This window comes from Paracoccus sp. ME4, assembly GCF_046736325.1.
In the GTDB taxonomy this organism is placed as follows: Bacteria; Pseudomonadota; Alphaproteobacteria; order Rhodobacterales; family Rhodobacteraceae; genus Paracoccus.
Genome location: NZ_CP151277.1, coordinates 195,837 through 214,244 on the forward strand (window position 1 = coordinate 195,837; position 18,408 = coordinate 214,244).

Sequence of the window (18,408 nt, forward strand, 5' to 3'; positions counted from 1 at the left end):
TTTTCCCTGTGCCGGACGGGCCCGGGGTGAATCCATTTATGATTTTTCCATTTCTCGCATAAGCTTTCAAAAACGACATCTGCACGGCTGGAGCGGAAATCCGGATATCTCGCCCCGCCACGACCACGAGAAGGTGCTGACGATGAAGATTCTGGACTGGAGAGGTCATGCGGCCATACTCGCATGCATCGCGGCCGCCCTCCTTCTGACCGGGGGCGGCGCCTTGGCGCAGACGCAGACGCCGACGCCCATGGAAACCGCGGCCATGTTCGGCACGGATTACGGGGACGCCTATACGTCCACCTTCCTCAACCAGATCTTCGGACCGCTCTTCCCTTCGGCGACCGTGTCTGTGGGCGCGCAGACCGTGCCGACGGTCTTCTCGACCCTCATCGGCTATTTCAACGTGGTTTGCCTGGTGCTTGGCGGCATGCTGCTCTTCTGGAACATCACTATCGGCGTCATGCAGTCCGCCCATGAGGGCGTCATTCTCGGACAGCGCTGGTCCTCGCTCTGGGCGCCGATCCGGGTCGTCTTCGCCGTCGGCCTCCTGGTGCCCATTCCGGGCATGGGCGGGTATAACGTCGCGCAGTCCGGCGTGGCCTACCTGGTGCGCGGCTCGACCAACATCGCCAGTTCGATCTGGACCACCGCCGCGACGCTCGTCATCAACGGCGAGGCGCCGATCTCGATCGAGGCCCCGGACATCTCGACGAGCCTCTTCGAATCCATCCTGATGAACGAGGCGTGCATCGCGATCCTCAACGGACAGGTCGCGCGCGCGGCCTCCTACAGCAGCGCCACCGCCAATACCGTCGTCCGCGCGACCGAGAACACGGATGGCGGCGTCATCGAAAACACCACCTACATGCTGGACGAGGCCGGTGAGCGGAAGATCCGCGGCGTGTGCGGAACCGTATCCACCCCGGCCATCCCGCAGTTCATCAACAGCATCGAGGATTCCGCGACCGCGACCGGCATTCCGGGCTCCCTCAAGTCGGCCCTCGTCACGCGATTTTCCCAGGCGCATTCCGACGTCGTCGACGGGCTCACCAACGGCAACGGCGGCTCGATCCCGGGCCTTCGCGTCATCGCGGGTCAAATGGCGCAGGATGCCATGGCAAGTGGCGCCAGCGATCCGAAGCGGGACTATTCCGCCGAATTCGTGGCCCTCTACCACTATGTCAACGATCGGCATCACGCCAACATCAATGGCATCCTCGACACGGCCATCGGCGCGGACCGCACCGCGGCCAATACCCGGCAGATGATGCTGAACCGGATCACCGGGGCGAATTGCACCACCTCCGCCGGGACGGCCGACGGACCGCCGGTCCAGTGCTATGGCGAAGGTTGGATCGGTGCCGGATCATGGTATATGATGCTGGCGCAGCTCAACAACGAGCTGTCGACCCTCACGACGGCCATGCCGACCGCGACGATGGGGTCCTACATCACCCGGACCGAAGCGACCAGCAACGACATCTACGTCTCGACCGGCGCCAACCCGGGCTGGGGCTGGTTCGGCTGGGGCGCGGATGATGCGGTCGAGGATGGCGGCTTTGCGACCGCCTCCGAGGTCTCGTTCTGGATGGCCAAGGTGCAGCAGGTCTATGAGCTGTCGACATCGGGCCTCGCCGCCCTCGGCTTCCAGCTGTCCCCGAAGGTGATGGAGGACATGCTGATCGTCGGCCGCACGGATGATGGCGGAAGTCTTCTGGAATGGATTCCGGGGCTCAAGCCCATGATCACCGGGGCATTGAACGGGATGATCAACTGGACATCCCCGTCGAACTGGGCTTCCGATCCGATGATCGGCATGACCATCATCGGCGACTGGCTGATCGCCGGCGGCTGGGCCCTGATGATCGTGGCCATCAAGGTGTCCTCCCTGGCCGGCATCGCGAACCTGTTCATCGCGACCGGGTCCACGATGGCCATCATCCTGCCGCTGATGCCGTTCTTCTTCTGGATCATGGCGGTTTCCGGCTATTTCCTCCTGATCGTCGAGGCGGTGGTCGCGGTCAATCTCTGGGCGATCGGGCATATGCGCATGGATGGAGACGGCGTTTCGGGCGATGCGGGCCGGCAGGGCTGGCTCATGCTGCTGTCCCTGACCATGACCCCGATCCTGATGATCTTCGGGTTCATCGTCGGCATGACCCTCTTCAGGGTGACGACCTCCCTGGTCGACGTCGGCATCAACAATGTCGCGGCGGCCCTGCTGAACGCCACGATCCCCACGATGATCACCGGGATCCTCGTGATCAGCGTCGCGATGACCGTGATCTACATCGTCATCATCGAGCGCAGCTTCTCCCTGGTCTCGGAGTTTCCAGGCAAGGTGCTTCGCTGGATGGGGGCGGATTCGAACGTCGCCGATGGTGGCGAAGGCCGCGTGCGCGGAGCGATGGCCGCTGCTGCCGCGGGCACCCATCAGGCCGCCGGCGCCGTTGGCCGGTTTGGGATTGCCGGGATCAAGGGAGGTGCATCCGCGGTAAACGGCGCGGCAATGACCAAGCTGTCAAGCGCCGAGAACGGCTCGCCGAAATCCGCAGGGCAGAACGATGGCGGTTCCGGCGGTCCGAAGGGTGACGGGCCAGGTGGGGCGCCGGGCGGCGGCAACGGAGGAGCACCCGCGGCAGCGGCCAGCGCCGGCAACAATGACACCGGTGCGGGCGGCCCGGCCGGAGCGGTTGTCTCCACGCCGGCGGCGCCGGCCGCAGGGCCCGCCGGATCCAGCGGCGGCAGCGCAGGTCAGGCCAAGGCTCCCCGCGGCGGCCGCGCTTCAAGAGGCGCTGCAGGCGGCGCCACGGCCGGTCGTAACGACGGCGGCGGGGGCATCCAGCCCTCCGCACAGGGCCCCGCCCAATCCCCAGCACAGGGCCCCGCCCAGGCCGTGAAGGGCGACAAGGGTGACGCGGGCACCGCGGCGAAGGACGGGACCGAGGGGCGGGACGGAAGGGACGGCGCCGACGGCACGGACGGCCCGCCGGAGAGGCCCGTGACCGGAGGCTGACGGACAGCGAAAAAAAGCCAGGGCCACCGCAAGGTGGCCCTTTTCAATTGCAGATATGCATGCTATTTGCACTGTTGGTGATTTGCGAAAAATAATATCCGATACCTGTTGACGCGTGATTCAGTTATGCGTATATTTATGACATAGAGCCACGAGGAGCCCGTCATGTCGCAAGCTGCCAAAGTCACCTTCTACACCATACCCCTGTCGCTGATACACGTTGCGACGTTCCTGGGCATCTTCGCGAGCGGACTGATGCTGTGGACGGCGGACATGCGGTTCATCGAGAATGTGCCGGTCCTGGGAACGGTCCAGAATACGCCCGGCGCCTGGGCTGTCATAACCCTGGTGATGACGATCGTCGCCTTCTTCACCAACCCGGGTCTTTATGTGAACCGCATCTCTCAGGATGTCTCGGACGGCATCTCCGAAATTGTGGGCGCTCTGACCTCGATGCTGATACCGCTCTCGATCGGCCTTGCCATCTTCTCGGCGCCGTTCTTCTTCTTCCTGGCCTACAACAGCGGTCTGATATACCTGACCCCCCATCTGGCCATCGGCATATACTTCGTGCTGCTGCTCCTGGTTCCCAGCCTGAAGTAACTCCAGGCATACGGCAACCTCCTCAAGGCCCCCGATCATCGGGGGCCTTTTTCATTGCACCTCGTCTCATGCCATTGTTGACAACCCGGCCAGCACCCTTGCGCGAACCGTTCCCTTGATGCGAAAATCTGAAAAGACGGTCGATTGACCGGCAGCAGCAGATTGGATGACCTGATGAGGATTGTGAGCTTCGACCCGGGCCGGGAATGCAGCTGGGCACGGTTCGATACCGCCACCCCGTGGCGCGTGGAGATCGGCACCCTGACCATGATCGGGTCCGGCCGGCTGCTGAGGCCCTGCCCCATGCACCTTTCCGAGGTGATCCGCGATGCGGATCAATGCGTCGTCGAGGAGGTGGGTGCGCGCACCGGTCAGGGCGTCTCCGCGGTCTTCAGCTTCGGCCTCTGCGTCGGAACCATCCTGGGATCCATCTCCGCCCACCACAAGCCGGTGGTGCTGGTCTCCCCGCCCGAATGGAAGAACGCTTCCCGGCTGGGCGGGCTGACGGATGACGCGATCAAGGAGGGGTCCAGGGCCTATGCGCGCGAGCTATGGCCCGAGCATGAGCAGATCCTGCGCGTCAAGAAGAACCACGGAATGGCCGAGGCCGCACTGATGGCGCGCTGGTATTTCCTCAAGGGCCCGGGCCGGGACATCCCGTTCGACGACACCCAGGGCGATGGGCCCATGCGGGCACCGGTTCCGGACCAGGCGCCGGCATCCGCCCTGGCCATGATCTCGTAATGACCTCCGTCACCCGGTCGGGGATTTCAGCCCGCGCCCGTGATGTGAAATTATGACGCTTGTTCAGAAGACATGAGGGCCGCCCGGTGGGCGGCCCTATTCAGTCCAATCCCTTCTGGCCTCGTCAGAAGCCGAAGCTGGGCTGTGCGTCCTGGACATCGACGTTCTGGCGGACCGCATCGGAGATGTCGCGGACCGGCTCGAGGCGGAAGCTGACGCGCTGCTTCGCAGGCCGGGCCGAGTAGCGCTCCTTGGGCGTGGTGGCGTAGGCCTGGATGGTGATCTGGCCTCCCCGCGCGATGGGGCGCAGGAAGTCTGCCTCGAGCGCCAGCGTCTCCGGATCGTTCTCGATCATCCTGAACCAGCTCTTGGGCGTGCCGCCCGCCTCGTAGCCATCGGGCGACCACCGATATCCCTTTTCCTTGAGGGCCTCGTTGTGATCGAAGGTCTTTCCGCACAGGGCCAGCAGGATCTGCCCCTGCGCGCCCTTCTCCAACATCTCGGTGAAGGGCGTGCCCAGCCCCTCCGTCGCCCGCGACAGGACGTAGGGCATCACATTGATGTCGTTGAGCGCGTTGTGGGAGCCGTAGTCATACCCGGCCTGCTTCGCCAGCAGCTCGAGCGACCGGCCGTTATGCCCGCGCAGAAGCCACTCGACCTCCTCGCTCGTGCAGTGGAAATCGAACCGGTCGAAGGCGGCCCCCGGGAAGTTGCGTTCGACCATTTTGCGGTCGAAGCCCGCATTGTGGCAGAAGAACTTCTCCGTGCCGTCGATGAAGGCGGCGACCTCGGCATCGTCGAGCACCTTGCCCTTCACCATCTCATTGGTGATGTGCGTGAGCCGCACCACCTTCTCGGGGATCTCCATCCCCGGATCCCGAAGCCTGTCGAATACCTCGCCCAGGCCCAGGATGCCCTGGTCATCGAAGGTGAACTTCCGCATGGCCAGCTGGAAGACCCTGTCGGTCTCGCCGAGCCCGGTCGTCTCCGTATCCATGAAGATCCCGTGCCGCGCATTCGCCAGGCGCACCGGATCGGTCACGGCCGGGAAGGTGCAGGCCTCGATATTGCGCAGGAGCGTGCCACCACAACGGCCGATCGAGCCGGCCAGGAGCCGCCTGCCATCCTCCGAGCCCATCAGCCCCCGGACCAACGCGTCCATCTTCACTTCACGATCAGTGAGCATGCCACTTCTTTCTTTTGACGATTTTTCCCATCTTCCCCGAATCCACTGAAATCTCAAAGACCGGTCCGCCGGACTGGACTTTGCCGACCCGTTTTCCCGGGGCGGAAAACTATCCCCGGAGCAGGATCAGCTCGCGGACCGCGACCTGGCCTGTCGAAGGGAACTCGCAGAGCAGAAGCTCCTCGGCCGCCTCCAGATCCGGGTGGATCTCGGCCGGAACCTCGAAGGCGAGCATGCGGCCGGCGCCGAAGATCTCGACCTTGCCGCTCGCGGCCTGGCGGAACCCTTCGGCCACGAAGGGAAAGAGGGGGCGAACGATCAGGCTGACCCCGTTCTCGTTGGAGACGAACTCGATCGCTTTCTCGAGGAGGTTCTTCATTTCTGAGGAACCCTATAGGGCGCCTGCGGCGCGGGCCGGGTCTTGATGAAGCGACCGGGCGCCTTCGCGCCGGCCTTGCCCGGCAGGCAGCCCGCAGCCTCGTAGGCACGGCGACCGCCCAACGTGCTGGCGTCAGGGGAGGTCTGATCCCAGTCGAAGTTCCGTGCCACGACCTGCGGATCCGTGAGCGCGGGGTCCGCGTCACGGCAGTAGTCTCCCACATAGGGGCTCAGCCCCTCGAAGTAGAAGCCGGCGGCGGCCGGGGCGGCCAGGCTCGCGGCAAGCGCCAAGCCGCAGGCCAACGCGGCGATCTTGTTCTTCATTTTCCGCTCCATTATGCGTCGCTGATTTCGTGCAGGATGTGCGGGCGAAGCCCCGCAGATCCGGACAGGAGGCCGTGTAGCCATTGGGGTGCCGCGATGACGATCGAGACGAAGCGGGCGCCCGACCCCACGGTGCGGGACAGGATCTGATCGAGCCCGAGACGCATCTGCTCCTCGGCCTGCTCGACGTAGACGCGGGTGTCGACTTCGCGCCCATAGATCCGCGCATGACCGCGCAGCGCCATTCGCACGGTCTCCGGCTCCTCGAGGAGGACGTCGCGATCACCGAAGCTGACCGGAAGCTCGAAGAGGTAGCTCCATCCGAAGATGGCGGTCCAGCTCTCCTCGCAATTTCCCTCCTCGTCGAGAACCGTGATCCAGGTCTCGCCCGCACCGACCGTCACGAAGACGCGTTCGTCATCGTGCTGGCGCTGAAGCGCGTCCGTCACCCGCTGCTGCGCCGCGTCTTCACGCGCGGCGGACCTGAAGACCCGGATGGCCGGGCTGGCATTGCGAATGGTGTTCATCATGCCTCATCCCGCCGCGTTCGGTTTCTTGTTCAGTGATGGACCAGACGCCTTCGGGCCCTTCCGCTTCGCCTTGCTCGCCGCCATGCTCCGGCCCTCGATCAGGCGCTTCATCCGCGCGACGTCGTGGACGGTCTCGAAACCGAAATCCACCGCGGTCCGCTCGGCCGATGGCCCGCGGGCCGATCTCTTGCGACCCACCAGCCGTGCCCTCAGGTAGCGGAAGATGCTGTCGGCCGAGATGCCCTTGCGGTCGAAGAACCACAGGACGAGAGCCGCGATCAGGGCGAGCAGGATGGTCCAGACACGGAAGTGCATGATCGCCACCAGCAGAAGGACCACGATCCGTCCGTCGAAGATGAGGAAGCGCGGCTGCCTGTGCGTCTCGCGCCAGTAGAGGGAGCTGCCATACATCAGAACTTTCCTCCGATCGCGGCAAGGCCGCCCAGGCGGAACGCCCATTCCTTGGAGATCTCGCCGTCGATGAATTTCCGCGCGCAGACCTCGCTCAGGGAGGCCCGCATGCCGTCGGGATCATCTGCCAGGATACGCCCCTCCACCATCTCCGTCACCGCGCCCGACCAGTCGGTCGTCGGGATCGAGAGCAGATGGGCGCGGACACGGTCGGTGAAGCGGAGGTATTCCCGGATGGGCACCCTGCCCTTTCCATCCGCCGAGGGCACCAGGTGCTGGACCATCAGGAAGCGCAGGGCGGTCACCAGGTCGTAGGCCCTGGCCTCCCGCTCGTTCCCCGGAAAGGTCGACAGCAGGCGCCGGATCGCCGTCGCGCACTGGCCCGCATGGGTGGTGGTGTAGACGAGGTGCCCGGTAAGGCTCGCCTCGAGCGATGCGGAGATCGTCTCGAAGTCCCGGGCCTCGCCCACGTTGATGATGTGCGGCTTCCGGCGGAGCGCTGAATGGACCCCTTCCGCGAAGCTGTGGACGTGCCTGCCGACTTCCGACTGGCCGATCGTGGAGGAGGAGCCCTCGACGCGGCTCATGACGTCCCTGAACGTGTATTCGATCGGGGCCTGGATATCCACGATCTTCACCGGATGAACGCTCTCCTCCAGATGGTATCGGGTCATGGCGGCCATGGTGGTGGACTTGCCCGAACCGGTTGCTCCGGAAATCACCACGATGCCCTCGCGCGGCGCCATCGCGTCCACCATATCACGATCGACCCTGACCATCGCGAGGTCAGGCGTCCTCCGCGGCAGCGCGCGCAATGTCAGCTCGACCCCCGAGCCGTCACGTCCGTAGATCCCGGTTGCGTTCACGCGGAAGCGCTGCTTCTCACCGGTCGGCAGGTTGAGCTCGTAGGAGAAGTCCAACACGTTGCCGCCGTTGATCTGGGTCGGCCCGTTTGCCCCGCCGTAGACTTCGACGAGTATCTGGTTCACCTCGGTCGGAGAGAGCGGACGTTGCATGCCACGGTAGAGCACGCCGTTGATCTCCGGGCGCGGCTGCTGGTCCGATTGCAGCGTTATGTCGGATGCCCCGGACATCACCGCGGTCATCAGCAGCTCTCGGAACTCCTCCGTGGTGAGGCGTTGGGGTTCGTTGTCGAGAAGCGCGATCCGGAGCAGCTCGCGGTCGAACTCCACCGACTTCGATTTCTCCACGCCGGGGGACATCCTGCGCCCGGCCGTGCCTCGGGCCAGGGTGCCGCTTTCGGCCATGGCTCAGTATCCCCCGATGGAGAGGGGCGGGATCTCGCCGGTCGCCACGATGAGCGCGTCGCGCTCGGATACGGAGCGGACCTTCCAGCTGGTCGGATCGGACTGGAAGGTTGCGTCGGAGACGATCTTCACGGTCGAGGATCCGATGCGCATCTCGTTGCCGTCCTTGGTCACGCCGAAATCGGCATCGGCCAGAACCATGCGGTCCATCATCCCCATCGCCACGAGGCGGCGATACTGAAGCATGCCCTGGTAATCCTGCTTCAGACGGTCGATGCGCTGCTCGAACTCCGCATCCGCAAGCTTCTCGCCCGCGGACCAGCCTTCCTTGAACCAGCTATCGAACAGCTTCTTCTCGTCGGCATTGCTTGGCATCAGGCTGCGCGCCGGCTCTTCGGGCTGTGCGGATGTGAAGATCAGATAATCGCGCCATGTCGGGGCGACCGGAGCGATCTTCCCCGCCCGGACGATCGTCAGGTATTCATCCGCGACGCTGGCCTCGCGCCCCTCCGCATCCGTGACGAAGGCATCGAAGGATCGCGATACGACAGGCGGAACGATCACGCCGGCCTTGACCGGCGCATTCGACACGATGCGGTTGAAGTCGAAGACCTGGCTCAGGTTCGAGGAATGCGCCTCGAGCCGGCCGGCGATCTCCCAGGACCGACGTGCATAGCCGTATTGAGATCCGTAGCTCTGTGCATTCTCCTTCAACGCCTCCGAGCGGATCCTCGTGACCTCGCCCTTCGCGTCCTTGGGATTGTAGATTCCGATCCGGATGTCGGAGGGCGAGGAAGGCGGCGCCGCGCCGATGCGCAGGTTGTCGCGATCGGCGCCGACGAGCGGCGGATTGAGATCGGAACCGCGTCCGCGTTTCTCCAGGTCTGCAGGAGCGCACCCGGCGAGGGCGACCCCGGCAACCGCCAGCATTACGGAAATGCGAATGTTCATTATGTTCTTCCCGATTCTTGACTATGCCGCGTGGCCTGCGCCGCCCCTTGCGGGATCAGCCCCCGTAACGGATCTCGATGACCCTGGATGAGGGGTTGAACCCGATGTCCGCGTAGCCGTGAGCCATGGCCCCGGCGCGACGCACCACCCCGAAGAGCGGCTCTTCGTTGGCGGTGATGGTGATCATCATCGGGTTGGCCGGCCGGTTGCCGGTGGTGCTGAAGGAATACCCGGCGCGCGTCGCCATCTCGGCCAGGAACGGCTCGATCGCTCCCTGCCAGTCGACGGTCACCGGCTGCACCGCCTCGGGCGGAAGCACCACACCGGGAGGGACCGTCTGACCCGGACCGGCGCGCTCGGGGGCGGCGGTCGCGACCTCGACCTGGGCAATGGCCTCGTTGGCATTGGCGGACACCTCAACGGCATCGGCGATCTGCTGATCGATCGCGGGGATCGGCTTGACGGTCGGGTCCTTGTCGACGGTCGCGCAGGCCGAGAGAACCGGGGCCAGGACGAGCGCAATTGCTGCGAGTTTCTTCATCAATTCTACCTGCGTTCACCAGTTTGGAGCTGCTGCAAGCCTAGCACCGAAGGTATGTGCGAAAATAGCCCCAGGAATTGCCTGCTTGCGATCTCCATGCGCATTATTGTGGACAACCTGCCCTGCATGCCCTGCCAGGCGCCTCGGATCAGCCATCGGCGGTGGGCGGGATGCAGGAGATCCAGGCTCGGAAAGGCGCCGACAAACATGCTGCCAGAGATGCAGGCAAGGGATGGGCACGGCCGCCCTGCCCGAACATGATCGAGCGTGCCAAATTGCGGCGGATTCCTCGAAAAGCGTTGGAATAAACCGCAGGTGCCCTCAACGCCCAGTGAATGCAGGGCCTTCATGATCGGTGCCGGTGCGGGACAGCGACCGGGATCGCGCTCAGGACCGGACCGTCGGGACGCCCGGTCCGCTGCTGCGTCTCAAGGAATTCCGAGATTGCGAATTTCGTTTTCTAAACATATAAACACGAGTGGCCTGCACCGGCAGCTCAACCACCCGGGCAATCCGGCGGGGAGGGTGCGCGATCGAGGGGATGCTATCCTTCTCGATAATATGGGGCAGGAAAAACCAGGCAACGTTATCGAGCGACAAGACCAAATGCAGTATCCCAACATCATGAACAGGCTCTCGGATTGCACGGAGAGACGTGCCGAGCTGCTCCGCCGCAAGCCGGTTCTCAGCGACCTGATCCATCAGCTCTCCATCCGGTCCTGCGCATTGAGCACCAAGACGATCAACGTCGAAATTGCGGCACTGAGGAAGATTATCGGACAGACGGACTGGCGGGAAGGACGTCTCGAGTGGCCTGAAGGAGTCATCGTGCGGCCCTGGATGTCCACCCCCGACAGCGCCGAGCGCGATCGCCTCAACGAGCTTGCCTTCCGAAGCTATCGGGAGATCATGGATGACGGAGCGGCGCTTCTGGCGACGGATATCGAGACAGCAACCCGAACCGGTCACAATCACGGCCAGGAGGAGCTCACGGAGCTGCTCACCGGCAAGCGCAGCGACAACCGCTCGCGCAGCGACCAGAAGGCACAGCGGTTCCTGAACGAACGCGACCTGACCGCGCTCGAGATGGAGCTGAGCGTCCACGATCCGGTCGAAAGCCTGAACAGCCTCAGGGGTCACAAGGCCAGCCTCGAGGGGACGCTCCGCCTGTTCGTGAACGTGATGTGGTTCACCGGCATGCGCCCCGCGGAGGTGTGGAACTGCATGTTGATGGTGCCGCGCATCGACCTGGCTTGGACGCCCGAGATGGTCAGACTGGTCACGACGGATCCGGCCCGCGCGATCTGCGAGGATATGATGATGCAGGTCGAGCAGGCCTCGACCCACACCGGCGACACCTTGGGCATCGCGGCGCGGAACGCGATGAACCGCTCGAATGCGCCCTCCGTCCTGATGATCCGATCCGCCAAGACCACTAATCAGAACGAGGAACTGCGCTCCGAATACCGGTTCCAGATGCTGAAGCGGATCCCGTCACGCCAGCTCAATCTGATCGCCCTGGCCACCCAGTGCCGGAAGCTGCGGCTGGACGAGAAGCGCAAGGACAGTATCCGGGCGTCGATGAACAAGATCCTGAAGTCCATCGGCCGGCACGAACAGCGCCTCGAGGATCTGAACCTGAACCTCTACGCGTTCAGGCATTCCTTCGCCACACGCGCGAAGCTGGCCTATCCCCCGCATGAGGCCGCGGCGCTGACCGGACACACCTCGCGCAACACGCTCTATGTATACGGCGAGCGCAACCTCCGCAGCGCCTCCGGGAAGGGCGGCAAACCCCACTTCAACCAGGATTGGCTGCCGACACCCGATCCGGTCTTTGCGGAGATGATCCGCAGAAGCTGGCACGGTGAGGCCCGGCCCGCCCCGGCTCCCCGTCCCGCTGCCTGAGGGCAAGCTCGAGGAATTGGTTGTCCACAAGATTCGGTTTCACTGGCTTTTGTCGCGGTGGCGCGCGAAACTGCAGTATGCGAATATCAGACGGAAAGCACATTTGCCCGTCACAAACGGAGATATCGAATGCTCGGATTCTACGATCCCGCAAGCCTGGACTTCAAGACCGACCATGCGGTCATCAACTTCATCGCCCTGGACGCGGCTGACGAGGTGAGACCGGTCGAGATCCGCGACGCGGCCCATGCGGGACGGGTCTCGCGTGCCCTGGAGGACCAGAAGACCCACGGCATCACCGCGCTGGAAGGGCGCATGGTTCGCTTCCGCGGCTCCATCGCCTTCAATCCCAAGGCGCCGGACGAGGCGCTGCTGACGCCGGACGATGCGGACAGCTTCGGCCGCACTGTGCCGGTAAAGCTCGGCTTCGGTGTCGATGCCGCCGCTCTGCCCCGTTTCGGATATGCGATGGGGGACGCCGCCGAGGTGGATGGGGCGCTGCTGGTGTCCAGCCTGGCCGTATGCAGCCTGGTCGCCGCGCATGGCCGCCGCCCGGCGCCGCAGAGCAGCGGCCCATCCGCCTGATCCGGACATCTGCGACGGAATAAAGAAGGGGCGTCCGTTTCCGGACGCCCCTTTCCTGCGTTCACAATCCGGATCAGCCCGGCTCGTAGGCGCCATCCTCGTCCGGGTCGTATTCCGGCTCCTCGACCGGGGCTTCCTCGCCCAGAATGATGCGGGGCGCCTCGCTGACCGCCATGTCCGAAATCCCGGCCACGAGATCACCGACCCATGCATTCAGGACGGTCATGCGTTCGAACTCGGGGCCCTTGGTCTTGCGCGACATCAGGAAGCTTTCCTTGACCTCCATGACGCCGGTGACGTCGATGCCGCGTTCCTCGAGATGCTCGGCCAGGGCGTCCAGGTCGAGCTTCTCCTCGACCGGCAGCCCCTCTTCAGCCAGGCGCTCGAGGATCTCTCCGATATTCGCACCCGGGGTGGTCGCCGCGGCATGGATGTCCCTCAGAATGCTGGCGGCGCGCTCTGCATCCAGCTTGCCCTTCTTGTCGGGGACCATGAACGGCTGCAGGTCCACGCCGGATGCCTCGGCAAGGTCGCGGGTGCCGTCCTCGTTCCAGCTGCGCTTGCGGTTGAAGGAGGCCACCATGAGATCCATCTTGCCAGTCGACTTGTCGTGCCATGCCGATCCGACCATCGAGATCCGCTCGACAAGCTCCTTCTGCCGCTTGCCAATCTCGTCTCCGAGCTTCTTGAGCATCGCGGCCTGAGCGGCCAGATTGATCAAGGCCGGATCATCGACGGCCAGATCATCCGGCTTCGGGGCTTCCGGGATGATCCCGTTCATAATGAACTCATGCCAGAGCCGGTCAGAGGCGTCCGAGATCGCCCGGGCGAGGTCCTTGTTGAATGGCACCTCGAAGCTCACGATCTTGAAGGTGCGCGGATCGAAGGCCTCGATGGACATCAGGTCGAAGCGCGATCCGGAGGCCAGCTGCAGCATGCCGTAGTGATGGACCTGGCAGACATAATCCTCGGAAACCCCTTTGCTTTCGTAGTCCTCCATGACGCTGGCGGAGGGCGCCTTGTAATCGAGGCACCGCTTCTTGCCTGCGAATTCTCCGAGCGTATGGACGACGATGTCGTCGGGGGTGCCGATGGCGGCGGGGCGCTTTGCCCAGCGGAAGTTGCGCAGCTTGTCCAGATCCGCCTGCGCGCTCTTCACCCCGTGCTTTTCGTGATACATCCTCTGGATCCAGGGCTCCGCGCGAATCCCTCGGGCCATCTGGTCCGTGGAGGGGCGCGGCGACATGATCAGAAGCTTCTCCAGCGCAAGGTTATGCGCGTCGCTGAAGGTCCCCTTCTTGCCCTGGAAGTGCTTGTAGACCGTCCCGGCCTCAGACCCGCCGATCCCGGAGGCGCGGCGGATGTGCCAGAGAACGTGGGCGTGTGCATCCCTCACGATCTTGGGGTTCAGCGCGTCACCCTCTCGCGATGCCCCGCCCGGGCGCGTTTCCTGGGCCAGCGCCTCGAGACGCAGTTCGAGCCGTTCGCGATCCGCCGTGGAGATCGTGGTGCTCGTGTCGCCGAGGGTCTCCAGGATCTCGGCGACCTCGGCTTTCTGGGCGGGCGTGTAGTCGCTGCTCTCCGCCTCCAGCTCCATGCGCATGACCGCGGTCCGCATGGTTCGATCGAGCCAGCGGTCCGCATTCGCGTTCTCGATGACACGGCGCTGCGGCAGCCTGTCGATCAGTGCGGCCAGCCGCGTGCGGCTTTCGGCGAAATCGGCCGGCGCGGGACGGCTGGCCTCCGCGTCTGCAGCGGCGTCGAAGGTCCGGAAGAGCTTGATGGACTCCTCAAGCGGGAAACGGGGAGGCCCGGCCGTCGGCTGTGTTTCGGTGGTGGCGCTCATCTCGTTCTCCGCGAATCTCACAAGGGTTCTTTCTTGGATTTCAGTATAGGGGTAAAATGCGAAAATCTAAAGCGGGCATGGATAGGCGGAAATCCATACAACTCCCTCTAGGAAATATTTTGGCAACCCTCGTCTCCGCGCAGAGAAGGCAGATTGATGAGCAGGAACAACCTTGCACTGGTCCCCGGACCGGTCGATGTCGATTGCGACATCACCCCCCGCATATCCCCAGCACCCATCGCCATTCGGGAGTCTCGGGACCTTGCGAACGCAATCTCCAACGAGGTCCATCTTCTGAGAACGGCGGCCACGCTCGAGGAGGCGAAGGCGGTCTACGAGGATCTGGCACGCGGGACCCGCCTGCAGGACGTCATGATGAATTATGCGAATATCCATTCGATCGGCATGGGCCACCTGCTTCACAACGCGACACGCAAGGGCCTTCTAACCTGTCGTGACGTCCCGGAGATGCTGGACCAGGTCCACCGCATCGAGACCGGCGCCGCCGCGGAGACGCCGATTGGTCGTCACCGGTTCATCGCCCGTCTGCGGCAGGCAGGCTTCGTCACTCCGGGCACCACCGACCGCCAGCTCAAACCAGCCGGAACCACGCCCTGCTTCAAGTCGCTGCGGACCCTGGTCTCGGAGCGCAAGCAGCTGCCCTTCGAGGAGATCATCTCCGAATCCCGCCGACGGCCGGTGGTCAGGGCACGGTTCCAGGCCATCTGGGTCCTGAGGGCCGTATGTGGACATTCACTTGCGACCATCGGTCAGTATATGGGCAATCGCGACCACACCACCGTGCTCAACTCGATCAACAAGGTGACGATCACCATGCAGACCGATGTCGCCTACCGTCGCGAAGTCGATTCACTTTGCGAGAACGCGGATACCATCGGCATCATCCAGAACCGGAACCTGCTGATCCGGTCACTCGGCCCCTCCGCGGCGTGACGCGTCATCCAACGGAGCCACGCCCGCCCTCGTGCTCAAGGATCGTCTCCGTGTCCAGCTGCCCCAGGACGAGCTGAAGTCGGATGATCTCCTTTTCGGAGGGTATCTCCTGGGGAGATATGTTGAGCAAATATTCGTCCCCGAGATCCGTAAGCGGTATCCTGTCCGAGGACGGCCAGGAGCAGATCCAGCCGGAGTCCTCGCCCTCCCTGACGACCAGCATGTCCAGCCCCTCTATGGCGTAGAGCGCCGCCTGAGCCGATCCGTTGCGGTGCACCGTCGCGATCGCCGCCTCGATCTTCGCCCTTGCACGGTCACACCAGTCGCCGGTCAGGAGGTTGTCGGGGATCTCGTCCGAGATGAGGTTGCATTCGCCCGGCGTTATCTGACGGATATCCATACGTCGCAGGGATGTCTTCGTGAGCTGGTCGAAAATTCCGGCAGTCGCCTGGAGGGCGCCGACATGGGCCTCCAAGCCCTCGCGCGGCGAGCGTGACGCGCCGTAGCGCGGGGGGGCGTCGTTTCCGCCCCGAACCCCGATGTCGCGCATGACCTCCGGCAGGGTTATGCTGCCACCGATCGCGTCAGGATGCATCTGGTTGATCATCCCGATGCGGGAGCGCGTCAGATCCGCGCGCGCGCGCCGACCGAACTCCTCCTCGGTGATCGACAGCCGGACCCGACCGACCCGGTCGAGCAGCTTCCCGAGGAACGCCTGTCCGATCAGCTGCCCTCCGAAGCGGGCCGGGTCCGGATTGGAGGAGACCATGTCGAAGATGCTGGAAATGCCCGCCAGGGCGGTTTTGCCGCCATCGTTCAGCTTGTGCCCGCGCACGCCCACCGCCATCAGCGCGCGCCGGGCCGACAGGGAATGTGCGCCGGTCAGCGGAATGCGGCACTCGAAACCGTCGGCCCCGCTCACCGTGATGAGGATTCCGGCATCCTTACCGGCCGGGTATTTCAGCCCCTCCACCCTGCCGTTCTCATGGAGACGCTTCAGGAGCAGATCGCCGTATCGCAGGTTCGGCCCGCCGGTCACGTCGACACGGCCCGCCCGCCGGGCGCGCTGGACGTTTTCCGGGGTGACGAAGACCGCGCGCGCATCCGTTTCCCGGAAGGCGGCACTTCCGGGCTCATGGATCAGGCTGATGCATTCGAATCCCCCGACCTCGAACAGGGCGCTGGTATCCAGCTTCATGATCGACCTCCGGCCCGCTCAACCGAGATCGTAGGAATTCGTATCTGCGGCAGTCCGGGGCCTCGGCGTTCCGGTATTGACCATCTGCAGATGCGTTTCCTCATCGGGATCCTCCTCGACGAGCGAGCGGGGGTCCATGCCCTCGAAGGGCTCCGAGGGATCGGCTTCGGGCAGATCGCGCGCCGGGTCCGCCTCCACCCGCATGGCGCGGGTCGTTCTGGGCGCATCCGGCCGCGGCGGCGCGAGGGGGCCGGCCTTGCGCAGGTCGGTCCCGTCCGGCGTCGTGGTGCTCGACGGGTTCGGTCCGGCACCCAGGTCCTCGGTCTCGACCTTCGGGGCCTCGTTGCTTCCGGGGGGCGCCGGGGTGATGTGATGCACCCGCTTCCACATGCCCAGCGGACCGTATCTCTCGGTGATCTTGGCGGGCATGTTCATGCTGCGGGCGACCGCAATGGCCTCCTGGCAGAACTCCTTGTTGCCGGCCATGTTGAAGCTGCCCCAGCCACGGGCCATGCCTTCATGCATCGCGAGCTGGATCGCCTGCTTCGAAATCTTCTGGAACCGGATGCCGTCGTCCATCGCCACGACCACGCCACCATCCGTCGTGGCGGCGGTGTTGAAGCCCCAGGAGGCGGTGATGTTTAGCGCATTGGCCTTCACGTCGTCATTGAGCAGCATGGCCCACTTGATGCCGTGATGATCATCGCCGTATCGGTCGATGTCGCGCTGGTTCGACCGCTCCCGCCTGGTGCGGCGGAAGCTGGCAACTCCGCCCATCAGGAGCTGCATCTTCTGCGGATCGTTGTGCTCTCGCAGATATGCCATGATCTGCTCCGCGCGCCGTGCCATCTTGGCGTTCCGCTCCGCGACGAACTTCATGTATTCCGCGATCTCCGCATCACCGGCATCGTTCGCCTTCATCAGGTCGTAGGCCGGCTGCTGAGGCCAGGCCTGCATCCTCGGCCAGCCCTTGGGCACCTGCGGGAAGCGCGCCTCGAAACTGTTGGCCGGCGCGGGCGGCGGCGGCGGGGTCTGTGCGCTCAGCTCGGGGTCGAGCGTCCCGATCGCCGGGTCGCCATTGGTGATCACCGCATCTCCCGCATAGTCGGCCCGCGGTGCGGAATCCTCCCCTGGGCTGTCCGGACGGATCAGGCGCAGCGGCACGGCACGCGCATCGTCCCATGTCGGACCCGCGGCGGCAGCCGCAGCCGGGTCGCCGTAAAGCCGGGCACGGGCTTGCGTGAAGCGCTCGGTATGCTCCGCCATGATCCGGTCGATCTCGGGATCGTCGAATGTGGTGCGAGCCCCCTTGCCGCCAAGGAGCGACATGGCTCCCGCGACGAAAGCCAGGCCCATGTTCTGGCGGAACGCGGCCGCGGCCTTGGTGGCCGGGTCCGCGCCCGGATTGGCCGACATGATCACACCGATGACCTCGGTCGCGAAGTCGCCGGCGGCGATACGCAGGTCTCCATGCAGTTCTGCGAAGCTGTCCTTCAGCTCGCGGTAGGCTGCCATGACCATCTGGGGTGTCGGATCACGATCGATCCGCGGCATGCGAGGAAGGACGGCCCTCATCGTATCGGAGGCCTCGGCGAATGCATCGCGGGGTCCGGCCTGCGGGGCGGTGCCGGCGGCCTGGGGCGCGGGTGCCTCCACTTCGGCGCCCGACGGCTCCGGTTTCGCGACAGGGGACGAATGGGGTGCCGGGGCGGGTGCCACCGACACGGATGCCTCCGCCCTCGCGGCGGCTGCATCCGGCTCGGCGAGCATTGCCGCCTCGCGTCTGACCCGGGCCGCATCGAAGGCGCGGAGCTGCTCGGCCTCATCCAATGCGGCTGCATCGGACTGAACCTGAGCCTGCCGGGCCATGTCGACATCGGACAGGGTCAGGCCCTGATCGAGGTCCTGGTCCGACTGCGGTGCCTGCTTCGGGGCAATCCTGCTGAATCTGCTCATGACCAT

General features: G+C 64.6%; 17 protein-coding genes. 6 read left to right on the top strand and 11 right to left on the bottom strand.

Annotated features, from left to right (window positions below):
* The first annotated feature begins 142 nt into the window (after window positions 1-142).
* From AACG61_RS16535 to AACG61_RS16545, 3 genes are all read left to right on the top strand, one after another.
* Window positions 143-3,019, top strand: coding sequence for a DotA/TraY family protein (locus tag AACG61_RS16535; RefSeq protein ID WP_411840061.1), 2,877 nt, complete (start codon window positions 143-145; stop codon window positions 3,017-3,019).
* A gap of 165 nt (window positions 3,020-3,184) precedes the next feature.
* The gene (locus AACG61_RS16540; protein WP_411840062.1) at window positions 3,185-3,622 is read left to right on the top strand and encodes a hypothetical protein; all 438 of its coding nucleotides are present in this window, start codon (window positions 3,185-3,187) and stop codon (window positions 3,620-3,622) included.
* Window positions 3,623-3,796: 174 nt separating this feature from the next.
* Complete coding sequence (locus AACG61_RS16545; RefSeq protein ID WP_411840063.1) at window positions 3,797-4,366, top strand: hypothetical protein; 570 nt, start codon at window positions 3,797-3,799, stop codon at window positions 4,364-4,366.
* A gap of 124 nt (window positions 4,367-4,490) precedes the next feature.
* On the opposite strand, the gene AACG61_RS16550 is transcribed toward AACG61_RS16545, so the two are convergent.
* The 8 genes from AACG61_RS16550 to AACG61_RS16585 form a co-directional block, all read right to left on the bottom strand.
* On the bottom strand, window positions 4,491-5,552 hold the full coding sequence (locus tag AACG61_RS16550) for an exonuclease domain-containing protein (RefSeq protein ID WP_411840064.1): 1,062 nt from the start codon (window positions 5,550-5,552) through the stop codon (window positions 4,491-4,493).
* Between the two features lie 109 nt (window positions 5,553-5,661).
* On the bottom strand, window positions 5,662-5,931 hold the full coding sequence (locus AACG61_RS16555) for a hypothetical protein (RefSeq protein ID WP_411840066.1): 270 nt from the start codon (window positions 5,929-5,931) through the stop codon (window positions 5,662-5,664).
* Window positions 5,928-6,254 carry a hypothetical protein gene (locus tag AACG61_RS16560; RefSeq protein WP_411840067.1) on the bottom strand — a complete coding sequence of 109 codons (327 nt, stop codon included), beginning with the start codon at window positions 6,252-6,254 and terminating at the stop codon, window positions 5,928-5,930. The genes AACG61_RS16555 and AACG61_RS16560 overlap by 4 nt, the downstream gene beginning before the upstream one ends.
* Before the next feature lie 11 nt (window positions 6,255-6,265).
* Complete coding sequence (locus tag AACG61_RS16565) at window positions 6,266-6,784, bottom strand: hypothetical protein (RefSeq protein WP_411840068.1); 519 nt, start codon at window positions 6,782-6,784, stop codon at window positions 6,266-6,268.
* Window positions 6,785-6,787: 3 nt separating this feature from the next.
* Window positions 6,788-7,195 (bottom strand): IcmT/TraK family protein, encoded by a 408-nt coding sequence (gene icmT / locus AACG61_RS16570; protein WP_411840069.1) that lies wholly within the window; start codon window positions 7,193-7,195, stop codon window positions 6,788-6,790.
* Window positions 7,195-8,463 (bottom strand): type IV pilus twitching motility protein PilT, encoded by a 1,269-nt coding sequence (locus AACG61_RS16575; RefSeq protein ID WP_411840070.1) that lies wholly within the window; start codon window positions 8,461-8,463, stop codon window positions 7,195-7,197. The genes icmT and AACG61_RS16575 overlap by 1 nt, the downstream gene beginning before the upstream one ends.
* Window positions 8,464-8,466: 3 nt before the next feature.
* On the bottom strand, window positions 8,467-9,414 hold the full coding sequence (locus AACG61_RS16580; RefSeq protein WP_411840071.1) for a type IV secretory system conjugative DNA transfer family protein: 948 nt from the start codon (window positions 9,412-9,414) through the stop codon (window positions 8,467-8,469).
* Between the two features lie 55 nt (window positions 9,415-9,469).
* A complete protein-coding gene (locus AACG61_RS16585; RefSeq protein ID WP_411840072.1) occupies window positions 9,470-9,955 on the bottom strand; it encodes a DotD/TraH family lipoprotein in 486 nt (161 codons plus the stop codon).
* Between the two features lie 624 nt (window positions 9,956-10,579).
* Here AACG61_RS16585 and AACG61_RS16590 point away from each other — a divergent pair.
* The gene (locus tag AACG61_RS16590) at window positions 10,580-11,863 is read left to right on the top strand and encodes a hypothetical protein (RefSeq protein ID WP_411840073.1); all 1,284 of its coding nucleotides are present in this window, start codon (window positions 10,580-10,582) and stop codon (window positions 11,861-11,863) included.
* 129 nt (window positions 11,864-11,992) lie between these two features.
* Window positions 11,993-12,448: a hypothetical protein gene (locus AACG61_RS16595; RefSeq protein WP_411840074.1), complete on the top strand. Its 456-nt coding sequence runs from the start codon at window positions 11,993-11,995 to the stop codon at window positions 12,446-12,448.
* A gap of 73 nt (window positions 12,449-12,521) precedes the next feature.
* Here the strand turns inward: AACG61_RS16595 and AACG61_RS16600 are convergent, their stop codons facing one another.
* Complete coding sequence (locus AACG61_RS16600) at window positions 12,522-14,294, bottom strand: YqaJ viral recombinase family protein (RefSeq protein ID WP_411840075.1); 1,773 nt, start codon at window positions 14,292-14,294, stop codon at window positions 12,522-12,524.
* A 156-nt stretch (window positions 14,295-14,450) separates the two neighbouring features.
* Between AACG61_RS16600 and AACG61_RS16605 the strand changes: the two genes are divergently transcribed.
* Entirely contained in the window at window positions 14,451-15,248 is a 798-nt protein-coding gene (locus AACG61_RS16605; protein WP_411840076.1) for a helix-turn-helix domain-containing protein, read from the top strand.
* Between the two features lie 4 nt (window positions 15,249-15,252).
* Here AACG61_RS16605 and AACG61_RS16610 read toward each other — a convergent pair whose 3' ends face one another.
* Both AACG61_RS16610 and AACG61_RS16615 read right to left on the bottom strand, forming a co-directional pair.
* Window positions 15,253-16,446 carry a hypothetical protein gene (locus tag AACG61_RS16610; RefSeq protein WP_411840077.1) on the bottom strand — a complete coding sequence of 398 codons (1,194 nt, stop codon included), beginning with the start codon at window positions 16,444-16,446 and terminating at the stop codon, window positions 15,253-15,255.
* An 18-nt stretch (window positions 16,447-16,464) separates the two neighbouring features.
* Window positions 16,465-18,402, bottom strand: a complete 1,938-nt coding sequence (locus AACG61_RS16615; protein ID WP_411840078.1) for a hypothetical protein — start codon at window positions 18,400-18,402, stop codon at window positions 16,465-16,467.
* Window positions 18,403-18,408 lie beyond the last annotated feature (6 nt).